Raw genomic sequence first — 21,142 nt, 5'->3', positions numbered from 1 at the left:
AAGAAGGGGAGTCTTACTGCCCGTTAAGGCTCGGATAAAGCAGACTTACATCAGTAAAGGTAATATTATTACAAGCTGTTTATTTTGAAACTTAATTTCTAAGAGCTTTCTTCTTATATTGTCAAGAACAAAGAGAGAAAATATGATATGCAGACAGTGTTATCCTAAATTTATAGCAGTAAATAATATTAGAAGATCTTCTGTTTCATATTAAACAACAATGTTTCTAATCATATTTGTTACAAAAATAGTAACATTACTAGAATTTGATTTCAAACATTTTTTGTAAGCGCTTCAGTGTTCTTTAATTAACTAAGTTAATATTATTGAATTTTTACTAATATCTAACAGATTAGGATCGAAAATTCAGCTTCGATTTTTCAAAACCAATTAATTTTTACATTTATTTACAAAATAATTATTTGAATAATATATTCCTTTATTATACAATTGATTTACAATAAGTCAGTCACCCGACTAACTTAAGGAGGAAAATATGGCTAAACCGAATATTATTAAGAAAGCACAGTTAATTGAGGCAGCAAAACAATGTGTTATTGAAAACGGAATAGAAAGCCTCACCTTTCGTTCATTAGCAGCTAAAGCAAATGTAAGTCAGGGTACAATTTATCATCATTTTCAATCAAAGGAAAGGTTAATGATCGAAATAATTGAAAATATTAGTGAAGCATCATGGGAAGAGTTAGGCAGCATTTCAGATTCCAAACAGTTTATAAACGATGCTCTTTCCTCTGCTCTAAGCCGTCAACAGAGCAACTCAAGCTTCCATCAGCTTTTCTTATCATTAGTTGTTATGAGTTTACATAATAAACAAATGAAAAATAAGATAAGTAATTTAATAAAAATAGAAAATGATAATTTAAGTAATATTCTTCATAAATTGGATAAAGACCAATGGATAGAAGGAATTTCTCATGAACATTTAGCAATTTTATTGAATTCATTAATAGACGGTATTGCTATTCAATCATTAACAGTCGAGAATTTCCCGGCCGAGGAAATTTTTGAAAGCTTGTATAAACTGTTTTCCTTATTGATAAATATAAAAGGAGACTAGTAAAATGAAATTTTTTTATTTTTTTGGCTTTATTCTTTGGCTTGCAGCAACACTCTTTTTTCGAATAGCTGGCCATTATATTTTAGTTCCAAATGTACTTATACTAACGATGACGTTTCTAGTCACAATACCGCTTATAATAACAGTCACATTCCCATTATATAAATTTAAAAAACTGAACAATGATAATATTATGAAAGCCGCACTCAGCATTGCACTTCCTGGAATGTTACTGGATATTATTAGCTTCCTAAACTTTAATACTGTCTTTCCAAACCTGCAGGCGAATGGAAGTACATATTTCGGTGCATGGCTGCTCTTTGCATACAGTTTAATTTTAATGACTGGATTTATTAAAATATCCACAGATAAAAAAGCTTAGACAGCAGTCTAAGCTTTTTTATTTATAATAACTTCTCCCCTAATAAAGAACCCATTAATGAAACAGCGGCAATCGCCGTTTTATTTCTTTCATCTAGAATCGGATTCACTTCAACAAACTCAGCTGATGTAATTATTTCTGATTCTGCTAAAATTTCCATCGCTAAATGGCTTTCACGGTAACTGATTCCACCTAATACAGGTGTCCCAACACCGGGAGCATCTGTGGGATCAAGACCATCCATATCAAGAGATAGATGAACACCGTCTGTACGTGATTTTAAGTATTCAACTGTTTCCTCTATTACTGTTGCCATGCCAAGACGGTCAATTTCATGCATCGTGTAAACTTTTATTCCTTTTTGGCGAATCAGCTCTTTCTCTCCCTCATCTAAAGAACGAATCCCAATCATCACAATATTCTCCGGCTTTACTTTCGGACTATAGCCTGCGATATTTGTTAATGTGTGATGGCCAATTCCTAAACTTACCGCAAGTGGCATCCCGTGAATATTTCCAGACGGAGACGTTTCTGCTGTATTCAAATCACCATGTGCATCATACCAGATGACTCCCAGATTTTTATAATGTTTAGAAACTCCAGCGAGTGTCCCAATTGCAATGCTGTGATCTCCTCCTAAAACGAGTGGAAACGCACCTGATTCGATGACTTTATCAACAGCTTGCGAAAGTCTGTCATTACCATCCGTAACCGCTTTCAAGAATTTCAAGTTTTGAATCTCTTCTTTATCAATTCTATTTATTTCAATATCTCCAGTATCATGAATCTCGTAACCTAGTTTTTCTAATCTTTCCACAACATCAGCATAGCGCATCGCACTCGGCCCCATATCGACCCCACGGCGAGATTGGCCTAAATCCATTGGAACACCAACTATTGAAATTCTTTTCTTCATATGTAATGTCCCCCTTTTTGTCTGCCTGCTTTTATTTTAACTTACAAAAGAGGGATGACTCAACTTAGCAAATATTTGCATATATATGCAAATTTTCATTTATCCCATCTTAACGGAGCACATACTAAGTTCGCGACGTCTTGTGGCATCGTATATGTGACCCACATCGTGCGGATCTTAACTAATCATAAGAGGGGTTGAGAAAACCCCCACTTATGGAAATTTCACTTTATGCTGGAAAGGACATTGTCCAGCAATTAACTTAATATCATCGCCGATAAAATACTGTTTCCACTCCCGATGATTCAAGTCCCCGTAATGACTTATATTCGGATGTTTAGGTAAAAGATCCCACTTCTCTACCCGTTCTCTTACTTTCTCCCTCGACATTAGGCCGCCTTTTGACGTTCCTTCTAATCCTTCAAAAATACGCCTTGGCTGAAAACCTAAAATGAGACTATTTCCTAAATTTCTTGTCTTTCTTTGTTTATAGGCCGGTGCATTTCCAAAAGCAAAGATGGGTTCGTTTGCAAATGAAAATTCCCATAAATGGTGATCTGGATTTTGTGGGATTTCCTTTGGCCACTCATGCTTATCATGATTATGTAAGTACTGAAGGATTCTCCAAAAGTATTCTCTGTAATAAGGAATTGATTTCTCTTCTTTTTCAGGTTCAACGAATAAAAATAATCCATGACGGGTAAGTTTAGGCTTACTAAACAGTTCAAGAAATGATTCAATCGTTGAAGGTAAATGCGACCAGTCATCATGTGTAATATATGAATAGCGCAATTCTCCTTTATTTTCTGCACTCATGCCAAAATAACAAGGAAAAGTCGGATCTGTCACCTTTTCATGAAAATTTCGATACTCCTCCGTTACCCACTTCGGTACGATATTTTCATTTGTCATCTGTTCTTTCGTTAACAACTGACTCGTTATGGTCTCCATTTCCTCACCTCAAGTATGTTATTCGTTCCATACTCGTATTACCCTCTATTTTCCAAAAACAAACCTTTTGTCCTTGCCGCACTAAGATGACTTTTCCTCTGAATCACAATATATGAAGGAGAATATATACAATTAGCTGTGAAAGGAACTGGAATCGTTTCTTCTGAAATTTTATAAGGTTTTCATGTAGATATTGATAATGTTTTCAACTAAAAATGCCTGATTTCTCTCATTTATATGAAAAGAAATCAGGCGTTTTATTATTTTTTACGTATAATCGTGATAATTACTGCTGCTAATGATAAAATCAGTGCAATAACTGCAAGTGTTAACGGCAGTTTATTTGTATCTTCTGTTTCTACAACTTCAGTTGCTTTCTTGCTCTCCTCTTTTTCTACATCCCCCCCGTGGTGATCATCGGCTGCTTCACCCTGAACAATTGTCGTTATCGAATGCGGTAAATCAGAGTCCTTATCTCCTGTCCATTCTACGATACTTCCATCTTTATAATATTGATACGCATCCCAAGCGGCTTCGCCTGCTTGATCAGAGTTTTTTCCGATAAATGAAAACTGTGCAAATTCTCCTGCTTTTAATCCTTCTCCGCCTGCTGTCCATGTAACAGTTGTTACTTTTCCATCCTGATCCTTTTCAGTAGCAATCGTCCAGCCTGGCACTGGTTCGTACATAGAAAATTCTACACCTTCAGGCATTTTAAGTGCTACCTTTGTCGTTGGGATATCCTTTTCAACAGGCACTTTAATCGTGTATGTTTCCCATGCCCCTGTTGATGAACTTTCAGGTTTGACCGTAACATGTGCACTAACGGGAATCGTAAATAAAATAAAAGCTGCCAGTACCGGCATAAACATTGTTAATATTTTTTTCATTAATTTATCCCTCTCTCTTTTCTTATTTTCCTACTCTCGTATAGAAAGCATGGTCGTATGTTTCTAATGATTTCGTTAATACATGAACTTGAATTTTATGACGGCCAGAGCTCGTTAAATACAATCCTTTTGCCGTAAAAAAGCCCGGCTCCACATTCTGCACTTGAAATGTTTTTTCCTTCTCTTTTTCATTCATTTTAGATACAGCAATTGTTACTTGCTCAATATTTTCAATCGGTTCCCCTTCTACTGTTTGGATAGAAACATTAAATGTATTAATTCCTGCTGTATTCGGTGTAATTTCTACACTTATCTCTGTCATATCTTCAAAACGATAAGATTCAATAAATGGTTTTGGTTCTGGAACAGGTGTAGGCAGATTTGTTAATACAGCAGTCACAATAACGATAACTACTCCTATCATAAGCTCTGTTCCGATTGTTTTTTTATTACCGGTCTTCTTTCCTCTTATAAAATGGAGTACACCAAAAATAAGCATAATGAGAAACAATCCTACTTTAATAAGGAAAGCTCTACCGTAATCAGTCGTTACTAATGCGTTTAAAGATGGAATAAAAAATACACTATTTAATATTCCGCTAAAAAACAGAGTGATTACTGTATACATAGCAATTGGGGAAAAAGAGATTATTGACTCTCTAAGCAGGTTTTTATTGCCTCTCACAATAAGAAAAATACTCGCAAGTCCCCCTACCCAAATAGCTGCGGATAAAATATGAAGAAAATCAAGGCCAATGACAAATTCTTTATAAGCACTGCCGCCGGCATGACCGTTCACTGCTTCTCCGATAAGCAGACAGCTATAGAGAATAAATGGGAGAATCCATCTTTTCATAGAAAATAACGTTTTCCCTGCAAAAAATGCCGTAATAATTAATAAAACCAGAACAACTACTTGTATAACCCATATGTATCCGGCAGTTGTGGAAACAATTGCTTCTTTTATAAGCAGCGGATTAAATGCCTTTAACCATGACACATTCGCATTTTTTGTTATTTGAAGCGGCATACTCAGTAAAATACTTACTGCGATGCCTATTAAAGAAATCCTCATTAACAGCTGACTGCGTTTTCTGACCAGATGATGGACATCTGCTTGCTTATAAAGAAAAAGAACGAATAGAATAACTCCGATAAAAAGAGAAAAACTCGTATAGGTAACAATACGATGGATAATTATATCTGCTGGTGGAACATAATGTTCTTGTTCAACATGAAGTTTTCCAATCTTTTCAGCAGTTCCGATTCCAAATGGAATTAACCCGCGTACAGAATGGCCATCTGCTGAAACGACTCTCCATTCCACCGTATAAACTCCATCTTTTAATCCATCTTCTAAACCGGTATGAAATATTTTTTTATTTTGCGGGTCAATATAGGCATCTTTTAAATCTACTCTTTTTCCTTCTTCATTTCTTACAATAAGCGAGTTAAATCCTTTTTGAATCGTTTCATTAAATTCAATTGTCACTGTTTCAGGTGCTTTTTCTAAAATTTCATTTTCTTCCGGATTCGAAGTAACAACATAAGCATGTGCTGATACTTGTAATGGAAGAGACAATAATAAAAGAATAAATAAACTTAAAAATGCCAAATATTTCTTTTCTATATTTACACACCTCCTTATGTTAAGTATTTACCCTAAATAAATATAAAATGAATTTGTGAAGAAAATGTGTTAGAAAAAAGGACGTTTTTCAACAGTAAATAGTGATTCGCCTATCAATTTTTGAAAGAAACAATCATTAAATAGAGAAAGCAATAATTTTAAGGATGGATGACGATGGCGAAAAATAATCGAGGAAAAAGACTTTATAAACTGCCTTCAAGAGGAAGAGGAATATGTCCTTTATGCGGGAAAACAAGAATTAAACTGTTATATCCGTATCGAACAGCGGCAAATGAATTGCTACAAGTGTGCAAAAACTGCAGGCAGAAATAACAATCCATTTTACAATCGTTAGAAAACGTTCAAATGTTTCTTCTCCCTATGGTTGTTCATCATATATAATCACAAATAGGGAGGGGGTATTTTTTTGGAAAACGTTACTTTTTTATTAGCATTTTCAGCTGGACTATTAGCATTTATTTCACCTTGCTGCCTGCCTTTGTATCCATCATTCGTTTCATACATAACTGGAATGTCAGTAAATGAACTAAAGGGTGAAAAAACGAATACACATCGAAAAAAAATCTTGCTGCACGCAGTCTTTTTCTCAATCGGTTTTTCGATTATCTACTATATTTTAGGTTTTTCATTTAGTAAAGTTGGCTCTTTTTTCACAAATTATCAAGATTTAATCCGAATGCTGGGCGGAATTTTCATCGTCTTTATGGGACTTTTCATGCTCGAAATTATTCAGCCTAAATTTATGTTAAAAGAGATTCGTATTCAGCAGAAAAAGAGAAATGTCGGCTATATTAATTCTTTATTAATAGGACTTGGTTTTGCCGCAGGCTGGACACCTTGTTTAGGTCCTATTTTCGGAACAATTATGTATGCAAGTGCATTAAATCCTTCACAAGCATTCATTAATATTACTGGGTATTCATTAGGCTTTTGTATTCCATTTATTTTAATGGCATTTTTCATTAGCAAAACAAGATTTATTTTAAAATATTCCCGTACATTAATGAAAATTGGTGGCATCATTATGATTATTTTCGGAATTTTGCTTTATTTTGATAAAATGATTATCTTTAATATTTGGTTTTCAGAACTGCAATACCGCTTTAATGATTTCTTTAATATTAACCTTTAAAAAGCAGGCTGCCCCTGCTTTTTTTATCTGCATTTTGTAAAGGAAACTTGACAGTAAAGTTTCCTTTACATTAAACTTTGATTAGTACTGGAAAGGGATGGAATAAAGTGAAAAACCATTTAAAACAATTGAGAGAACAAAATGACATCTCCCAAGAAAAAATGGCAGAACTATTAGGTGTTTCCAGACAAACGATTATCTCCATCGAAAAAGGGCGTTACAACCCTTCACTGCCGCTTGCTATTCAAATTGCACGCTGTTTTAACACGATTGTGGAGGAAGTTTTTCTTCTAGATGATGAATGAATTGGAGGGATTATTATGAAGATGGATGTTAGGACTGGACAGATAATGCATCTTCTTGTAGGTACTTTCTGTTTAATAGTAGTTATAGCAAAAAGTTTTCATTTAGGATACATAGGAGAAAATGAGCTTCTGCTTCTTTCCATGGCTATCACGATGTTTTGTCTTGCTTATATTTATCCGCACTTCGTAGAAAACGATGAGCGAACGAAGAAAATTAAAGAAAGAGGAATATTTTTTAGCTTTATTTTCATTATGTGTTATATGTTTATTTTAATGGCTATTTTCCTTTTTAATGAAACGCTCTTAAATGGCTCTCAAACTATAACTTTATTAATTTCTCTTTCCACTATAACTGTCTTTATATCATTTGGAATTATGGCCAAACGATACTAGCTGATTTATTGGAAGAATTATTTTAAACATAGGAGGTTATATTTATGAAGATGGATAGTAAAACTGGACGATGGTCCTTTTTCTTTCTTGGTATTATTCAATTAATTACTGGTCTGTCTATTAGTTTAACTGCTATTTCAATGCATGTATTCCCGAAAGGACATGAGCTCCTTCTTCTTGCTGTGGCTGTTATGTCATTTTGCCTTGCTTATCTCTCTCCCCAATTTCAACAAAATGATGAACGGATAAAGAAAATTAAAGAGAAAGGAATGTTTTACAGTTATTTTTTTATTATAGGTTATATGTTTGTACTAATGATTATTGTTCAACGAAATGAGACATTTTTAAATACATACCAAGCAATATGTATATTAGCTTCACTTACAATTATGACCGTATTTCTTTCCTTCGTCGTTCTGGCGAAACGATATTAAGACTGGTAAAGTAACCGCCGACAGATTCATAAACGGAACGAGTAATATTTTCTTATTGCTATTATTAGGATTATCTATGATTACTTTGCCTATTGTTGTTTCGAAATAAAGTTTAATCAAGAATACCTTATCAACTTATATTTCATGGTAAATAATAAGAATCCATTTTGAAAAGATTGATCAAAATGGATTCCAAATTTGAGATAAATTATTTAATTCACATAAAAAAAGTTTGATCATCTCTCAATTTCACGACTAATCCTTTAAAATTGAGAAATTGGTGGTCTCCTATCTATTCGTTGTCTTATTTCCATCATTCTTTACTCTCTATAAACTGCCTACTGTTTTTCTACCTTTTTGTGATGTAGCCTCAATATAGTCATCATAGTTACCGTTATATAAATTTGCTGCTGTTGGAGTGAGCTCTAATATTCTGTCAGCTAACTTATTAAGAAAATAACGGTCATGAGAAATAAATAACATTGTGCCCTCGTAACCCATAAGTGCTGTTTCCAACACCCCTTTACTGAATAAATCTAAATGATTTGTAGGCTCATCTATAACCAAAACGTTGGCTTTTTGTAACATAAGCTTAGATAATGCAACACGTGCTTTTTCACCACCGCTAAGTGAAGAAATTCTTTTGAGCACATCTTCACCAGTAAACAAGAAATTTCCAAGTACAGCACGAACTCTAGCTTCTTCAAGATGCGGAAATGTGTTCCATACCTCATCTAATATAGTGTTATTGGGATGTAAAGTAGCTTGTTCTTGATCATAATAGCCAATAGTAACGCCATTCCCCCAATTTAATGTTCCACTCTCAAGTGTATGATCGCCTAATAATGTCTTAAGCAGCGTTGATTTTCCAATACCATTTGATCCAATTAATGCTACCTTCTCACCACGATATAGATGAAAATTAATATTTTTCAATAGCGGTCTTCGGTTATTTTCTTCATCGATATAGATACTTACATCTTTAACTTGTAACACTTCCTTATGAGATGATTTTTCTATTAAAAATGACATTTGTGTTCGCTTTAGTTCTTGTAGCGGTTGATCTATGCGTTCAATTCTCTCAAGTTGTTTACGTTTGTTTTTTGCACTTTTTGCGGATGTTGCCATGGCGATATTACGTTGAATATAGTCTTCCATTTTTTCAATTTTAGCTTGTTGCATCGCATATTTTTTAGCATGAAGTTCACGGTTTTTTTCTTTACTCTCAACATACTTCGAATAGTTACCCGTGTATCGCTGAGCTACCGATCGTTCAATTTCATAAATCCCTGTTACGAGTGAATCTAAAAAGTAACGATCATGAGAGACAACTAGAATAGCCCCCAAATATGAGCGTAAATAGCTCTCTAACCAAGATAAAGTAACAAAATCCAAATGGTTTGTAGGCTCATCCAAAATAAGTAAATCTGGTTCTTCTAGCAGTATTTTTGCTAAAGCAAGTCTGGTTTTCTGACCACCACTTAAATTCTGAATGAGTATTTCCTGAGGAACTTCTTCGAATCCCATTCCGTGAAGAATACTACGAATTTTCGTTTCAATTTCATAACCCCCATGTTGCATGAACCAGTCAGATTTTTCTGCATAACGATTCAAAATTTTATCATATTCCTTAGGATTATCAATTAAAGACGGCTCACCCATTTTTTTCTCTATCTCTCTAAGCTCTTTTTCAACATATATAAGGTTCGAAAAAACACTCAGCATTTCTTCCCAGATTGTCTTGTCCATTTGTAGTCCACTATTTTGGCGCAAATAACCGATTTTTGTTTCTTTTCCTACATAAACTGCTCCACTATCGTAAGGAATATCTCCAGCAATAATTTGTAATAGGGTTGATTTCCCAGCACCATTAACTCCTACTAAGCCAATGCGTTCACCTGCCTCAATCTTCATTGATATATTTGAAAGTACAAGTTCACCTGCATAGCTTTTGCTAATATCATTTAAATGTAATAACATGTCTATCACTCTTCCTTAATAACTTTTCTATTTCTAATTTCTTGATCATTGTTTTTTTCAATATATTCCGTTAGCCTGGAATCCACAAAAATATATTCATCTCAACTTTCTCCTTTTAAACGCAAAAAGGCACCGATTTCATCGGCGCCTAAAAATTGCATAATACTCTATAACTAATAAAAATATGTGAGATTATACTGTACATTTTGTGTTAATACACAAAAAGACGCCAAACAGAGCCGGCGTCTAATAATTACATAGTTTTTTAATCGAAATGTGTAAAATCATCTCAGCATACTATTCGAAAATAAGGATGCAAAAAGCTTCCGGTCACTGTTTCCCATATGAAGTTTGCCTAAAAAAGGACAGACTGGTCCCTTTGCAAGCAATCCCCCAAGTAGCATATATGATTTCACATCTTTTTCCAACACTACATTTGTGAATACAGTTTCCATTACTTTTTGCCTCCTTTCATAGTTAATAATATGCACTATACTATATGTTTATAAAAAAGACAACTCCTATCATACAACTACCTTTAGCTTGGTGTAGCTTTAAAAAACATCTTGAAATTTTATAGCTTTGAATTAAAGTTTAATTGAAATAATGCTATTAACCTTGATAACTGAATAAAAGAAAAAGAGCATATTCTGAAAAAATATTAATCAAAACATGCTCTTTTTCTTCTAATTCTAAAGGTTTTAATAATACCTTTTAATTTTGACATACAAAAAGACTGAGGTTTAGGCTGATATAGTGCATTTCTCGGTCATAACTTATATTTAATACATTTATTTTGTATCACTTCTAACCTGTCCTGTTCGTAAAATAAGAAATCCTAGTTAAACAGGATTTCTTATCAATCTTTGTTTTAAAACTAACACCTATTATTGAATTTATCGTTGCAAAAAATATGAGTAACTGCATTTCTTACTAAATTTTCAGGGGCCTGCTATAAAAGATTTATTCTGAGCAGGCTCCTTTTCGATTATTCCCTGCTATATTTCTTACTAGAAATCCAATAATTTGTAATAAAAATCGTCAAACCAATTAAAATAATTGTTACTATTATACTAATAGCTACCTTTATACCCACTGTACCAGTAATTAATAATTCCATCGCTGCTTTGCTCATCGCTGCCGGGTTTACTAAATCAATAATCGGATTCAAACCGACAAGCATTCTGCAGGCAAGGAGAAAAATAATGGAGATCAATGCAATAGCAGCTTGACTATTTAAAATTGTACTCATCATTGCTGTAAATGAGATGATAAATAGAACCCATAGTAAATAGGAAAATAGAGCAAGAACAGCATGGCCAAAGTTAACATTTGTAAATAAATACAAAACATAAAAATAAGAAACAATATAGCCTAGTCCGATGCTGCAAGCAATGAATACATAATTTGAAATAATTTTCCCAATTATATAAGAATGTACCGGGACGGGTCTTGTCATAATAAAAGCTAACATTCCGCTCGCCTTATCTGATTGAATAATTCCCATAATTGAAATGACAATAATCATAATTCCAAGCTGATCGAATTGAGATCCTAACGTACTTGCAAGCACTTCTCCGCCCGATTGTTGTGCGAATGACGGATCGATTGTAATTCCCTGCCCTCCGCCTAATGCTTCTAAAATCGTTGGCAAGTAATAACTCATAACCGGCTGTGTCATACCTAAAAAGATAAAAACGAGCGGCAGCCAAATAATTTTTAGTTCACGTATGAGCTGAATACATTCTTTTCTCGCTAAAACTGTAAAACTGTTCATTATTCCACCACCAATTTCAAAAATATTTCTTCTAAAGAATCACTATTTATTTCAAATTTTGTAATATCAACATGATGATCTAATGCTGTTCTTATTAATATATTTTTAGTTAAATCCAGGTTGTCAGCAGACACTTTCACTCTGTTTCCAATTACTTCAATGCCTTTAACACATTGTAAAGATTCCATTTCTTTAAGCCACTCTTCATTTTTCTGTCCTATTTCAAAATAAAGTTGATTTTCATTATTTTCCCTTAATAAATTTGCTATTGTCGTATCTTTTATCTTTTCTCCATCTTTTATAATAATAAATCTTTCACATATTTCCTCTGCATCTGTTAATATATGTGTTGATAATAATACAGTCGTCTCCTGTTTAATTTCTTCTATTAAATTAAGTACCTCTCTCCGGCCGATTGGATCTAACGCAGACACTGGCTCATCCATTATAATTAATACAGGCTTATGAAGTAATGCTTGCGCAATACCAAGTCTCTGCTTCATTCCTCCAGAAAAAGTACCTACTTTCGAATTTTCTTCTTTTGCTAATCCTACTTTTGAAAGCATTTCCGGAATGGCTTTCACTAATTGTTCCTCTGTTAATCCTGACAGCTGCCCCATAAAACGGAGAGTCTCTTTCGCCGTCATCCAGTTAAAAAAGTTTGGATATTGTGGTAAATAGCCGATCTCCTTTTTTCGAAGTGAAATCTTTTGCCCATTTAATAATACTTCTCCGCTGGTCGGATCGATTATATTGGCGATCATTTTTAATAATGTAGATTTCCCAGCACCATTTGGTCCAATAAGTCCTACACATTGCCCAGATTGTAATTCCATCGAAAACTCGTGAACTGCTGTTTTCCCTTTAAATTGTTTCGTTACGTTTTTTATTTGTAACTTCATATTTGTTCACGATCCTTTCTGCCAATAACGAAATAAAGAATTGGTCCTAGAGTATTGGCAAAAAGAATAATAACAGTCCAAAGCATTACATTTCTTCTTGTTTTTCTATGCCTGTATAAGTCGATTAGTGCAGTTAAAACTAAAATAAAACCTATAATAGCAATTGGTAAAATAATAGGTAAAAATGCGGTTAAGTCAATTTTATCTAATTCATCGAGTCCGTAATTCAGTTGCATAAAATCACTCCTTGTATTATCATTATCGATAATGATAACATAAGGTGCAATAAAATGCATTACTTTTTATAATAATTGGAATAACTCGATTTTAATGTATATTATATTTATACAGCCTGTCGTTTAGGAAAGGAGAAAAAAATGGTTAATAAAGTGGAAGTTTTAATGCATCCAGTCAGAATGAAAATTTCCCAAGCATTGATGAGAAATAAAGAGAATGGACTAACTCCATTAGAGATGGTGAAAGTCATTAAAGATGTACCACAGGCCACATTATATCGGCATATACAAACATTATTAGATGCTGGGATTATCCGTATTTTAAAAGAGGAAAAAGTGAAGTCAGTTTCCGAAAAATATTATACTTTGAATGAGGAACAATTAAAGGTCAGCTCTAAAGAGTGGAAGGAGCTGTCATCTAAAGAAAAGCTTGACTACTTTTCTTATTATCAGCTGTCATTAACGACCCAATATCAAAACTTTCTGCATATATTAGAGGAGAAGAATACAGGTGAAGATCTGTCTACTTTTTCTCTTGCTGAGTTGAAGTTAAATGATACACAATTTATAAACTTTCAAACAGAGCTAAACGAGCTAATAATGAAATACTGCAATATGACAAATGAGAATAAAGAGAAGGATGTCCCTTTCAGAACAGTAGCAATTACAATTATTCCTGAATCTTAAAATCATATTCTCCAGCCTGTTTTAGAAGTTGATTTATATGAATATTAGTTCAATTATTATATGCATAGTTTTTCATTGTAATTATTGTGTTAATCATATTATTTTTCCGCTCTAATAAGAAGAATAGAAAATAGAGCCTAATAAAATGAGCGGCTTTATACTAAGCCGCTTCCCATGTTTAAATCGAATAATCCTCTGGTATAAAAACTTTGAGCTGCTTTGGTGTTACATATACTTCTTCGCCAATTTTCAAGTTCAAGATTTTATAATGTTCTTTCGTCAATTCTGCTTCAAGAAACTCTCCTGTGTCCTCTCTTTTCAGCTCAAGATGGGCTGCGGGACCAACGACATGTATATAAACAATCTTCACTTTCACTGCTTCATTCGAGGTGCTCGTTCGCTCAATATGAATATCATGCGGACGTACATATCCAATCGCTTCTGTATCTTCAGCTTCAGCGAACTCCAATGCCGATGCTTCAAAGTTACCATGGATTAATTTCCCTTGATGGAGCCTTCCATGAAATAAGTTTACATTCCCTAGGAAGTCATATACAAATGGGCTGTTTGGTTCGTCATACACTTCTTCTGGAGTACCGACCTGTTCGATTCTCCCTTCGTTCATTACAACAACTCGATCCGCAACATCAAGTGCCTCTTCCTGATCATGTGTAACAAAAATACTCGTTATATGAAAATCATCATGTAATTTTCTTAACCAGCGACGTAAATCTTTACGTACCTTCGCATCAAGCGCACCAAATGGCTCATCTAACAAAAGTACTTTCGGTTCAACTGCCAATGCGCGTGCAAGTGCCACACGCTGTCTCTGTCCTCCTGATAACTGTGTCGGATAACGATCCTTGAATGCTTCCAGTTTTACTAACTTTAATAGCTCAGTCACCTTCGCTTCTATTTCTTTTTTAGATGGACGTGTCTTCCTCGGACGGACCTTTAGGCCGTATGCAATATTCTCAAAAACATTCATATGGCGGAATAACGCATAATGCTGGAAAACAAATCCTACTTTTCTTTCCTTCGTGTTAATATATGTCATATCCTCATTTCCAAAAAGAATAGCGCCCTCATCTGATGCTTCAAGTCCGGCAATAATTCTGAGCAGTGATGTTTTCCCTGAACCAGATGGACCTAATAATGCAACTAATTCACCTGTTTGAATATCGAGATTAATATTATTAAGTGCTTTAAATGCACCGAATGATTTTGAGATATTTTTTATTGAAATACTCATCTAAAAAACTCCTTATGATGAATGCTGAAAACGTGCAAGCTGCTTTGCTGTTTTCCATTCGATGAAATTTTTCACAACTAGCGTAATAATAGCGAGTATCGACATTAGAGATGCAACTGCGAAAGCAGCTGAAAATTGGTATTCATTATATAAAATCTCTATGTGGAGCGGCATCGTATTCGTCATCCCTCTAATATGTCCTGACACGACAGAAACGGCTCCAAACTCACCGATTGCCCTCGCATTACAGAGGATAATTCCGTATAATAATCCCCATTTTATATTCGGCAGTGTCACATGCCATAATGTTCTCCAGCCATTTGCTCCTAATGTTAATGATGCTTCTTCCTCTGCTACACCTTGAGCCTGCATAAGCGGGATAAGCTCTCGAGCTACGAATGGCAGTGTAACGAAAATCGTAGCAATAACCACTCCTGGTATAGCAAAAACTATTTTAATATCATTCTCAAATAAAAATGGACCGAATAAACCATGGGCACTAAATAATAAAATAAACACCAGTCCCGCGATAACAGGTGAGACGGCGAATGGGAGATCAATAATAGTAATTAAAATATTTTTTCCTCTGAAATTAAATTTCGTAATCGCCCATGCTGCACTAAGCCCGAATATTGCATTGAGCGGGACTGTTATAAGAACAACAATTAATGTTAGTTTAATAGCTGAAAGTGCATCCGGATGTGTAATCGAAGCGAAATAAACTTCCATTCCTTTCTCAAATGCTTTTGTGAAAATAGCGATGAGCGGCAATAGCAGAAATAAACTTAAAAAGCATAGTACAATTGTAATTAAAAGGGTACGAATCCATATTGGCTCCTTTTTCACGTTTCATTCCCCCTTTCCTAAACAAAATTCCGATTTGTCCACCACTGGATAATGTTAATAATAAGTAAAATCAAAAATGTAATAACAAGCATAACTGCAGCAATCGCTGTTGCACCTGCATAGTCATACTGCTCAAGCTTCGTCATAATTAAAAGAGGAGTAATTTCTGTCTTCATCGGCATGTTTCCTGCAATAAAGACAACAGATCCATACTCTCCAATTGCCCTTGCGAAGGCAAGCACAAAGCCGGTAAGTGCGGCAGGAAACAGCTCTGGCAAAATAACTTTTACAAAAGTTTGCAGCCGGTTGGCTCCTAAACTTGAAGAAGCTTCTTCCATTTCCTGATCAAAATTTTGTAAAACCGGCTGCACCATACGAACGACGAACGGTAATCCGATAAATGTTAATGCAATCGTAATTCCAAGTGGTGTAAAAGCTACTTTAAAAGATAAAAACTGGCCGATCCAGCCATTTTCCGCATACAAAGTAGTAAGTGCAATACCCGCAACTGCTGTTGGAAGGGCAAATGGCAGATCGACTAGCCCATCTATTATTCTCTTTCCCGGGAATTGATAACGAACTAATACCCAAGCGATTAATACTCCAAAAATGACATTAATACATGCTGCGACAAAGGATGCTCCAAAACTTAATTTATAGGAAGCTACCACTCTCGGTTCTGTTACGATTTCAAAAAATTTTTCCCACCCTAATGATGTTGTATTAATAAAAATCATTGATAATGGCAAAATAATAAGAATGCTAATATAAAGCATCGTAAAACCGAGTGACAGCCCAAAGCCAGGCAGAATACTATGCTTTTTAAATTTCATCACTCAATTTCCTTTCAGAGCTCTGACCCCATTACGGGATCAGAGCCTCTTTTACTTATTTAGGTACATAGATTTCATCAAATGTTGCTCCGTCATTAAAATGTGTTTCCTGTGCTTTTTTCCAGCCGCCAAAGTCTTTATCAACTGTTACTAATTCGATTTTCGGGAATAAATCTTCATATTTTTTCAAAATTTCTTCATTTCTTGGACGGTAATAATGTTTTGCTGCAAGTTCTTGCCCTTTATCTGTATAAAGATAATTCAAATATCCTTCTGCTACTTCACGTGTACCTTTTTTATCAACAATTTTATCGACAACAGCTACCGGAGGTTCCGCTAAAATACTAATAGATGGAACAACGATTTCAAATTTGTCTTTTCCTAATTCATTAAGTGTTAAAAATGCTTCATTTTCCCAAGCAATCAACACATCACCAATTCCTCTTTCAACAAATGTCGTTGTTGCGCCACGGGCACCTGTATCAAGCACTTCTACATTTTTATAAAGATCGCCGACAAATTTCTTAATTTTCTTTTCATCACCTGAGAATTTCTTATCCGCATATGCCCATGCAGCTAAATAATTCCAACGTGCGCCACCTGATGTTTTTGGGTTTGGTGTAATAACCGATACACCCTCTTTAGTTAAATCATCCCAGTCTTTAATCCCTTTAGGATTATCCTTTTTTACTAAGAAAACAATTGTTGATGTATATGGTGTTGAGTTATCCTCTAAACGTTTTTGCCAATTTTTATCCAGAAGTTCTCTTGTGTTTGCAATTTCATCAATATCATATGCAAGCGCCAGTGTAACAACATCTGCTTCAAGTCCGTCAATAACAGCACGTCCCTGTTTACCAGAACCACCGTGTGACTGCTGAATTTTTACTGTCTGGCCCTTTTCCTCTTTCCAATGTTTTATAAATTCTTCATTAAATTCCTGATAAAGCTCGCGAGTCGGGTCGTATGAAACATTTAATAATTCAACAGGCTCTTTATTCTCTGTCTTTTCATTCTTTTTCTCTTCCTTATTATTTTCCCTGCTCTCAGTTGCTGTCTGATTTCCTCCGCAACCGACTAGAAGAACGGCAAGCAATGTTAAAATAAAGAAAAATTTCGTTGATGCTTTTGAAGCAAATGCCATAGTAATATCCCCCTAATTTTTTTATATTATTTAATAGAATCACAGGGTGCCAAGACAAAAAAGGCTGCTTTATTTTAATAAGCATTTCGTAAAAAAGGACATAAAAATCCCACGAAATGAATTAAAAAAAGCAGCCTTCAGTATGTCTGATCGGCAATGCGATTGTATTAAATTTTATATTGGATTCATATTAATCTATTTTTTCCTATAAGTCAACTAGGGTTTTAAAGATTTTAATTTAAAATAGCTAGCCCTTTTATACAAAGAGACTAGCTATTTTAAATTAATTATCCTCCAAGAGCTAATTGCGGAGTGATTCTCTTTAGAAAACGTTTTGTTCTTTCTTCTTTTGGATTTGTGAAAATAACAGCAGGGTGCCCTTCTTCCACAATGATACCTTGATCCATGAAGACAACATGATTTGATACATCCCTGGCAAATCCCATTTCATGTGTAACAACAATCATTGTAATTCCTTCATTTGCAATTTTCTTAATTACCTCAAGTACCTCACCAACCAGCTCGGGATCAAGTGCTGATGTTGGTTCATCAAATAAAATGACTTCAGGATTCAATGCTAAGGCTCTAGCAATCCCTACCCTTTGCTGCTGCCCTCCTGAAAGCTGACTCGGATAAGCATCTCTCTTTTCAATCAGCCCAACTTTTTCAAGCACTTCTAAGCTTTTCTTTTTTGCTGTTTCTTTAGGCAGCTTCTGAACAATAATAAGGCCTTCCATCACGTTTTCAAGCACGGTTTTATGTTTAAAAAGATTGTAATGCTGAAATACCATTGCTGTTCTTTTTCTTAATGCTAAAATATCTTTTTTATTAGGCTTCTTGCAATCTATAGAGAAATTATCGATTATTACTTCTCCTTCATTCGGTTTCTCTAAAAAATTAACGCAACGGAGAAATGTTGTTTTTCCAGAGCCACTTGGACCGAGAATCACGACAATTTCCCCTTTCTTTACTGTTAAATTAATTCCCCTCAGTACCTCCTGATCATGGAAAGATTTCTTAATATTCTTTAATTGAATCATTTATTATACTCCTCTCTCATAAACAAGAAATTGTTTTTCTAATAAAGCAGAAATCTGTTCAGAGATAATCGTCAATATCCAGTAAATAATTGCGGCCGCAATATAGGCCTCAAGAAATTTAAGATTATTGGAAGCGATGATATTTGCCGCTCCATTTAATTCTTTTATAGAAATAATGAATGCAATCGAAGATGCGTGTAAAAAACCAATAAAAATATTACATAAATTTGGTATAATAGCGACAATTGCCTGAGGAAAAACAATCCTTTTAAGTGTTTGGAACTGGGTCATCCCAATCGAATAAGCTGCCTCAGTCTGCCCTTTATTCACAGCCAAAATACCTGAACGAATTGTTTCCGACATATAAGCACCGGCATTTAATGAAAAAGCAATAATAATAAATGTGACAAGAGGAATTGAATTTGACTTAAGCCCCCACCCATAATAATTGGCAAGCTGATCATAAACCATTGGAATTCCTAAATAAATAATCATAATATGGAGCAAAATTGGTGTTCCTCGTAAAAATGAGACATAAAAATCAGCAATACGATAAATATACCTAACTTTATTCATTCGAATGGCAGCAACAAATAATCCAATTCCAAAACCAATAATTAATGGTATAATCGTTATCATTAATGTAAGCGGCAATGCTTTTATAATTTCCGTAAGTGCCGTAAAAATAAATGGAACATCAATGACCATTTTCTCACCTCCGAATAAAATCATTTTTCTTCCGCTTCAGTTTCTTTAGTCTCTATCCTTATTAGCAAGTCCTTAATTAACTGCAATTTCCTGTTTATGCTTTTGAAGCTGTTTTTCACAAAACTTAAATCCTTTTTCAAGTAAAACAGCAATTGTATAATAAATGATTGATAGTGATATATATACTTCAAGTGCATGTGCAGTAGCGGCTATAATCGTATCTCCTCTTCCAAGCATATCCATAACACCAATCGTAAACGCTAAAGAAGTATCCTTTAAAAAACTAATAATTGAATTCCAAAAGTTAGGAAACATCATAACCAATGCTTGAGGAAGAATAATTCTTATAAATGCCTGCTTTTTATTCATACCAATACTATAAGCAGCCTCTTCCTGTCCTCTCTCTACACTTTGAATACCTGCACGGATAATTTCAGAAAAAGTTGCTCCACTGCTGAGTGCATATGTAATAATAACAAAAAACATCGGATTCATTCGTGTAATATCAATATGAATAAGCTGTAATATTGCCGGCAGACCATAGTAGATAAGAAATAATTGAATCAGTATAGGTGTTCCTCTCATAAATGACACATACACAATTGCTATTTTTCCGATAACCGGAATGTTATAAACCCGGGGCAAGGCTACTAAAAATCCGATAATTAGTCCCAAAAAAACAGCTGCTATTAAAATAAACAGAGTGATAGGCAAATAGGAAAGTAGCTTCGGCAGAAAATCTAAAATTAATGTAATATCAAACTGTTTCCCCATAAGACATCTCCTTAATTTTCTACTGTATAATCAGCTCCAAGCCACTTCGTACTCAGTTTCGCTAACGTACCGTTTTCTTTCAGTGTTTTAACTGCTTCATCCACTTTTTCTTTCAATTCCTTCTCTTCTTTATTAAAAAGAAAATAAACTTGTGAATTTATTATGATGTCTCCTACTGTTTTCTGCTGTGCATCTGAAGCTTCATTATAAAAGTTAACTGCAAAAGGAGTAGATAATGTTGCATCCGCACGACCAGTCTTTAATTGAGTAGCTGTATCATCTGCACCTTGACCTGAAAAGACTATTTCAATTTTATTGTCATGTTCTTCATTGTATTTATTCAAAAAAACAGCTGCATTACTCGTTGCCCCGACTACTGCTTTTTTGCCTTCTAAATCCTTCAAAGTTTTAATATCGTTTCTTTTTTCATTGACTGTTATATAAAGTGGAGAATAATTATATGTTTCATCATTAAATAGAAACTTCTTTTTTCGTTCTTCGTTCACAGCCATATTATGAGCAATCATATCAATTTTCTTTGTTTCTAAACTTAATAGTAAATTTGAAAACTCCAATGTCTTAAATTCAAATTCATAATCTTTTAAAAGGTTATCAATTGCTCTTACAACCTCCACATCATATCCTGTCAGTTTTCCTTTATCATCAATAAAACAAATATTCGGAAATTGCGTACCTGTACCAACAACAACTTTTTTTGTTTTTTGAGCGTTACTGCTCACAGCCGAATTGCATCCTGCTACACTTAAAATGAATGCTGTGGAAAATAGAATAAACAACAGTTTTTTCATAAGCTCCTCCGAATAATAGCGA

25 protein-coding genes are annotated in these 21,142 nt (G+C 34.3%); 8 read left to right on the top strand and 17 right to left on the bottom strand.

Annotated elements, in window-relative coordinates; genetic code table 11:
• Positions 1-496: 496 nt before the first annotated feature.
• Both BFA01S_RS04830 and BFA01S_RS04825 read left to right on the top strand, forming a co-directional pair.
• Positions 497-1,078, top strand: a complete 582-nt coding sequence (locus tag BFA01S_RS04830) for a TetR/AcrR family transcriptional regulator (protein ID WP_066226449.1) — start codon at positions 497-499, stop codon at positions 1,076-1,078.
• A gap of 4 nt (positions 1,079-1,082) precedes the next feature.
• A complete protein-coding gene (locus tag BFA01S_RS04825; protein ID WP_066226447.1) occupies positions 1,083-1,460 on the top strand; it encodes a DUF5367 family protein in 378 nt (125 codons plus the stop codon).
• Positions 1,461-1,482: 22 nt separating this feature from the next.
• Here BFA01S_RS04825 and rocF read toward each other — a convergent pair whose 3' ends face one another.
• The 4 genes from rocF to BFA01S_RS04805 all read right to left on the bottom strand — a co-directional run bounded on the left by rocF (position 1,483) and on the right by BFA01S_RS04805 (position 5,832).
• Positions 1,483-2,376, bottom strand: coding sequence for an arginase (gene rocF / locus BFA01S_RS04820; RefSeq protein ID WP_066226443.1), 894 nt, complete (start codon positions 2,374-2,376; stop codon positions 1,483-1,485).
• A 213-nt stretch (positions 2,377-2,589) separates the two neighbouring features.
• Positions 2,590-3,327, bottom strand: coding sequence for a YqcI/YcgG family protein (locus BFA01S_RS04815; RefSeq protein WP_066226441.1), 738 nt, complete (start codon positions 3,325-3,327; stop codon positions 2,590-2,592).
• Positions 3,328-3,587: 260 nt separating this feature from the next.
• On the bottom strand, positions 3,588-4,217 hold the full coding sequence (locus BFA01S_RS04810) for a YcnI family copper-binding membrane protein (protein WP_066226439.1): 630 nt from the start codon (positions 4,215-4,217) through the stop codon (positions 3,588-3,590).
• A 22-nt stretch (positions 4,218-4,239) separates the two neighbouring features.
• Positions 4,240-5,832, bottom strand: a complete 1,593-nt coding sequence (locus tag BFA01S_RS04805) for a copper resistance CopC/CopD family protein (protein ID WP_066226437.1) — start codon at positions 5,830-5,832, stop codon at positions 4,240-4,242.
• A 189-nt stretch (positions 5,833-6,021) separates the two neighbouring features.
• Here BFA01S_RS04805 and BFA01S_RS22750 point away from each other — a divergent pair, with 189 nt between their 5' ends.
• The 5 genes from BFA01S_RS22750 (at position 6,022) to BFA01S_RS04785 (ending at position 8,132) form a co-directional block, all read left to right on the top strand.
• Positions 6,022-6,180, top strand: coding sequence for a hypothetical protein (locus BFA01S_RS22750; protein ID WP_169800433.1), 159 nt, complete (start codon positions 6,022-6,024; stop codon positions 6,178-6,180).
• A gap of 94 nt (positions 6,181-6,274) precedes the next feature.
• Entirely contained in the window at positions 6,275-7,000 is a 726-nt protein-coding gene (locus BFA01S_RS04800) for a cytochrome c biogenesis CcdA family protein (protein WP_066226435.1), read from the top strand.
• A 107-nt stretch (positions 7,001-7,107) separates the two neighbouring features.
• Entirely contained in the window at positions 7,108-7,305 is a 198-nt protein-coding gene (locus BFA01S_RS04795; protein ID WP_066226433.1) for a helix-turn-helix transcriptional regulator, read from the top strand.
• A gap of 15 nt (positions 7,306-7,320) precedes the next feature.
• Positions 7,321-7,698, top strand: coding sequence for a hypothetical protein (locus BFA01S_RS04790; protein WP_066226431.1), 378 nt, complete (start codon positions 7,321-7,323; stop codon positions 7,696-7,698).
• A 44-nt stretch (positions 7,699-7,742) separates the two neighbouring features.
• Positions 7,743-8,132: a hypothetical protein gene (locus BFA01S_RS04785; RefSeq protein WP_066226428.1), complete on the top strand. Its 390-nt coding sequence runs from the start codon at positions 7,743-7,745 to the stop codon at positions 8,130-8,132.
• A gap of 327 nt (positions 8,133-8,459) precedes the next feature.
• Here the strand turns inward: BFA01S_RS04785 and BFA01S_RS04780 are convergent, their stop codons facing one another.
• The 5 genes from BFA01S_RS04780 to BFA01S_RS04765 form a co-directional block, all read right to left on the bottom strand.
• On the bottom strand, positions 8,460-10,112 hold the full coding sequence (locus tag BFA01S_RS04780) for an ABC-F family ATP-binding cassette domain-containing protein (protein WP_066226426.1): 1,653 nt from the start codon (positions 10,110-10,112) through the stop codon (positions 8,460-8,462).
• Positions 10,113-10,396: 284 nt separating this feature from the next.
• Entirely contained in the window at positions 10,397-10,567 is a 171-nt protein-coding gene (locus BFA01S_RS22745) for a hypothetical protein (RefSeq protein ID WP_169800432.1), read from the bottom strand.
• A gap of 533 nt (positions 10,568-11,100) precedes the next feature.
• Positions 11,101-11,889: an ABC transporter permease gene (locus BFA01S_RS04775; protein ID WP_066226424.1), complete on the bottom strand. Its 789-nt coding sequence runs from the start codon at positions 11,887-11,889 to the stop codon at positions 11,101-11,103.
• Positions 11,889-12,791: an ABC transporter ATP-binding protein gene (locus tag BFA01S_RS04770; protein WP_066226423.1), complete on the bottom strand. Its 903-nt coding sequence runs from the start codon at positions 12,789-12,791 to the stop codon at positions 11,889-11,891. Before BFA01S_RS04770 ends, BFA01S_RS04775 begins: the two co-directional genes overlap by 1 nt.
• Entirely contained in the window at positions 12,788-13,027 is a 240-nt protein-coding gene (locus tag BFA01S_RS04765; protein ID WP_066226422.1) for a PLD nuclease N-terminal domain-containing protein, read from the bottom strand. The genes BFA01S_RS04770 and BFA01S_RS04765 overlap by 4 nt, the downstream gene beginning before the upstream one ends.
• Positions 13,028-13,168: 141 nt before the next feature.
• On the opposite strand from BFA01S_RS04765, the gene BFA01S_RS04760 reads away from it, so the two are divergent.
• Entirely contained in the window at positions 13,169-13,714 is a 546-nt protein-coding gene (locus BFA01S_RS04760) for a helix-turn-helix domain-containing protein (RefSeq protein WP_066226420.1), read from the top strand.
• 178 nt (positions 13,715-13,892) lie between these two features.
• Here the strand turns inward: BFA01S_RS04760 and BFA01S_RS04755 are convergent, their stop codons facing one another.
• From BFA01S_RS04755 to BFA01S_RS04720, 8 genes are all read right to left on the bottom strand, one after another.
• The gene (locus BFA01S_RS04755; RefSeq protein ID WP_066226419.1) at positions 13,893-14,966 is read right to left on the bottom strand and encodes a sulfate/molybdate ABC transporter ATP-binding protein; all 1,074 of its coding nucleotides are present in this window, start codon (positions 14,964-14,966) and stop codon (positions 13,893-13,895) included.
• Between the two features lie 12 nt (positions 14,967-14,978).
• Positions 14,979-15,812 carry a sulfate ABC transporter permease subunit CysW gene (cysW, locus tag BFA01S_RS04750; RefSeq protein WP_066226418.1) on the bottom strand — a complete coding sequence of 278 codons (834 nt, stop codon included), beginning with the start codon at positions 15,810-15,812 and terminating at the stop codon, positions 14,979-14,981.
• 17 nt (positions 15,813-15,829) lie between these two features.
• Positions 15,830-16,645, bottom strand: a complete 816-nt coding sequence (gene cysT / locus BFA01S_RS04745; protein ID WP_066226416.1) for a sulfate ABC transporter permease subunit CysT — start codon at positions 16,643-16,645, stop codon at positions 15,830-15,832.
• A 55-nt stretch (positions 16,646-16,700) separates the two neighbouring features.
• Positions 16,701-17,789: a sulfate ABC transporter substrate-binding protein gene (locus tag BFA01S_RS04740; RefSeq protein WP_066226414.1), complete on the bottom strand. Its 1,089-nt coding sequence runs from the start codon at positions 17,787-17,789 to the stop codon at positions 16,701-16,703.
• Between the two features lie 287 nt (positions 17,790-18,076).
• Positions 18,077-18,829, bottom strand: coding sequence for an amino acid ABC transporter ATP-binding protein (locus BFA01S_RS04735; RefSeq protein ID WP_066226412.1), 753 nt, complete (start codon positions 18,827-18,829; stop codon positions 18,077-18,079).
• Between the two features lie 3 nt (positions 18,830-18,832).
• Positions 18,833-19,537: an amino acid ABC transporter permease gene (locus tag BFA01S_RS04730; protein ID WP_066226410.1), complete on the bottom strand. Its 705-nt coding sequence runs from the start codon at positions 19,535-19,537 to the stop codon at positions 18,833-18,835.
• A gap of 72 nt (positions 19,538-19,609) precedes the next feature.
• Entirely contained in the window at positions 19,610-20,311 is a 702-nt protein-coding gene (locus tag BFA01S_RS04725; RefSeq protein WP_066226409.1) for an amino acid ABC transporter permease, read from the bottom strand.
• An 11-nt stretch (positions 20,312-20,322) separates the two neighbouring features.
• A complete protein-coding gene (locus tag BFA01S_RS04720; RefSeq protein WP_066226407.1) occupies positions 20,323-21,120 on the bottom strand; it encodes a transporter substrate-binding domain-containing protein in 798 nt (265 codons plus the stop codon).
• Positions 21,121-21,142: the final 22 nt, after the last annotated feature.

The organism is Metabacillus fastidiosus NBRC 101226 (assembly GCF_001591625.1).
Classification (GTDB): domain Bacteria; phylum Bacillota; class Bacilli; order Bacillales; family Bacillaceae; genus Metabacillus; species Metabacillus fastidiosus.
Note: the sequence above shows the minus strand (reverse complement) of the source record. Positions and strands in the feature narration are given on the sequence as shown.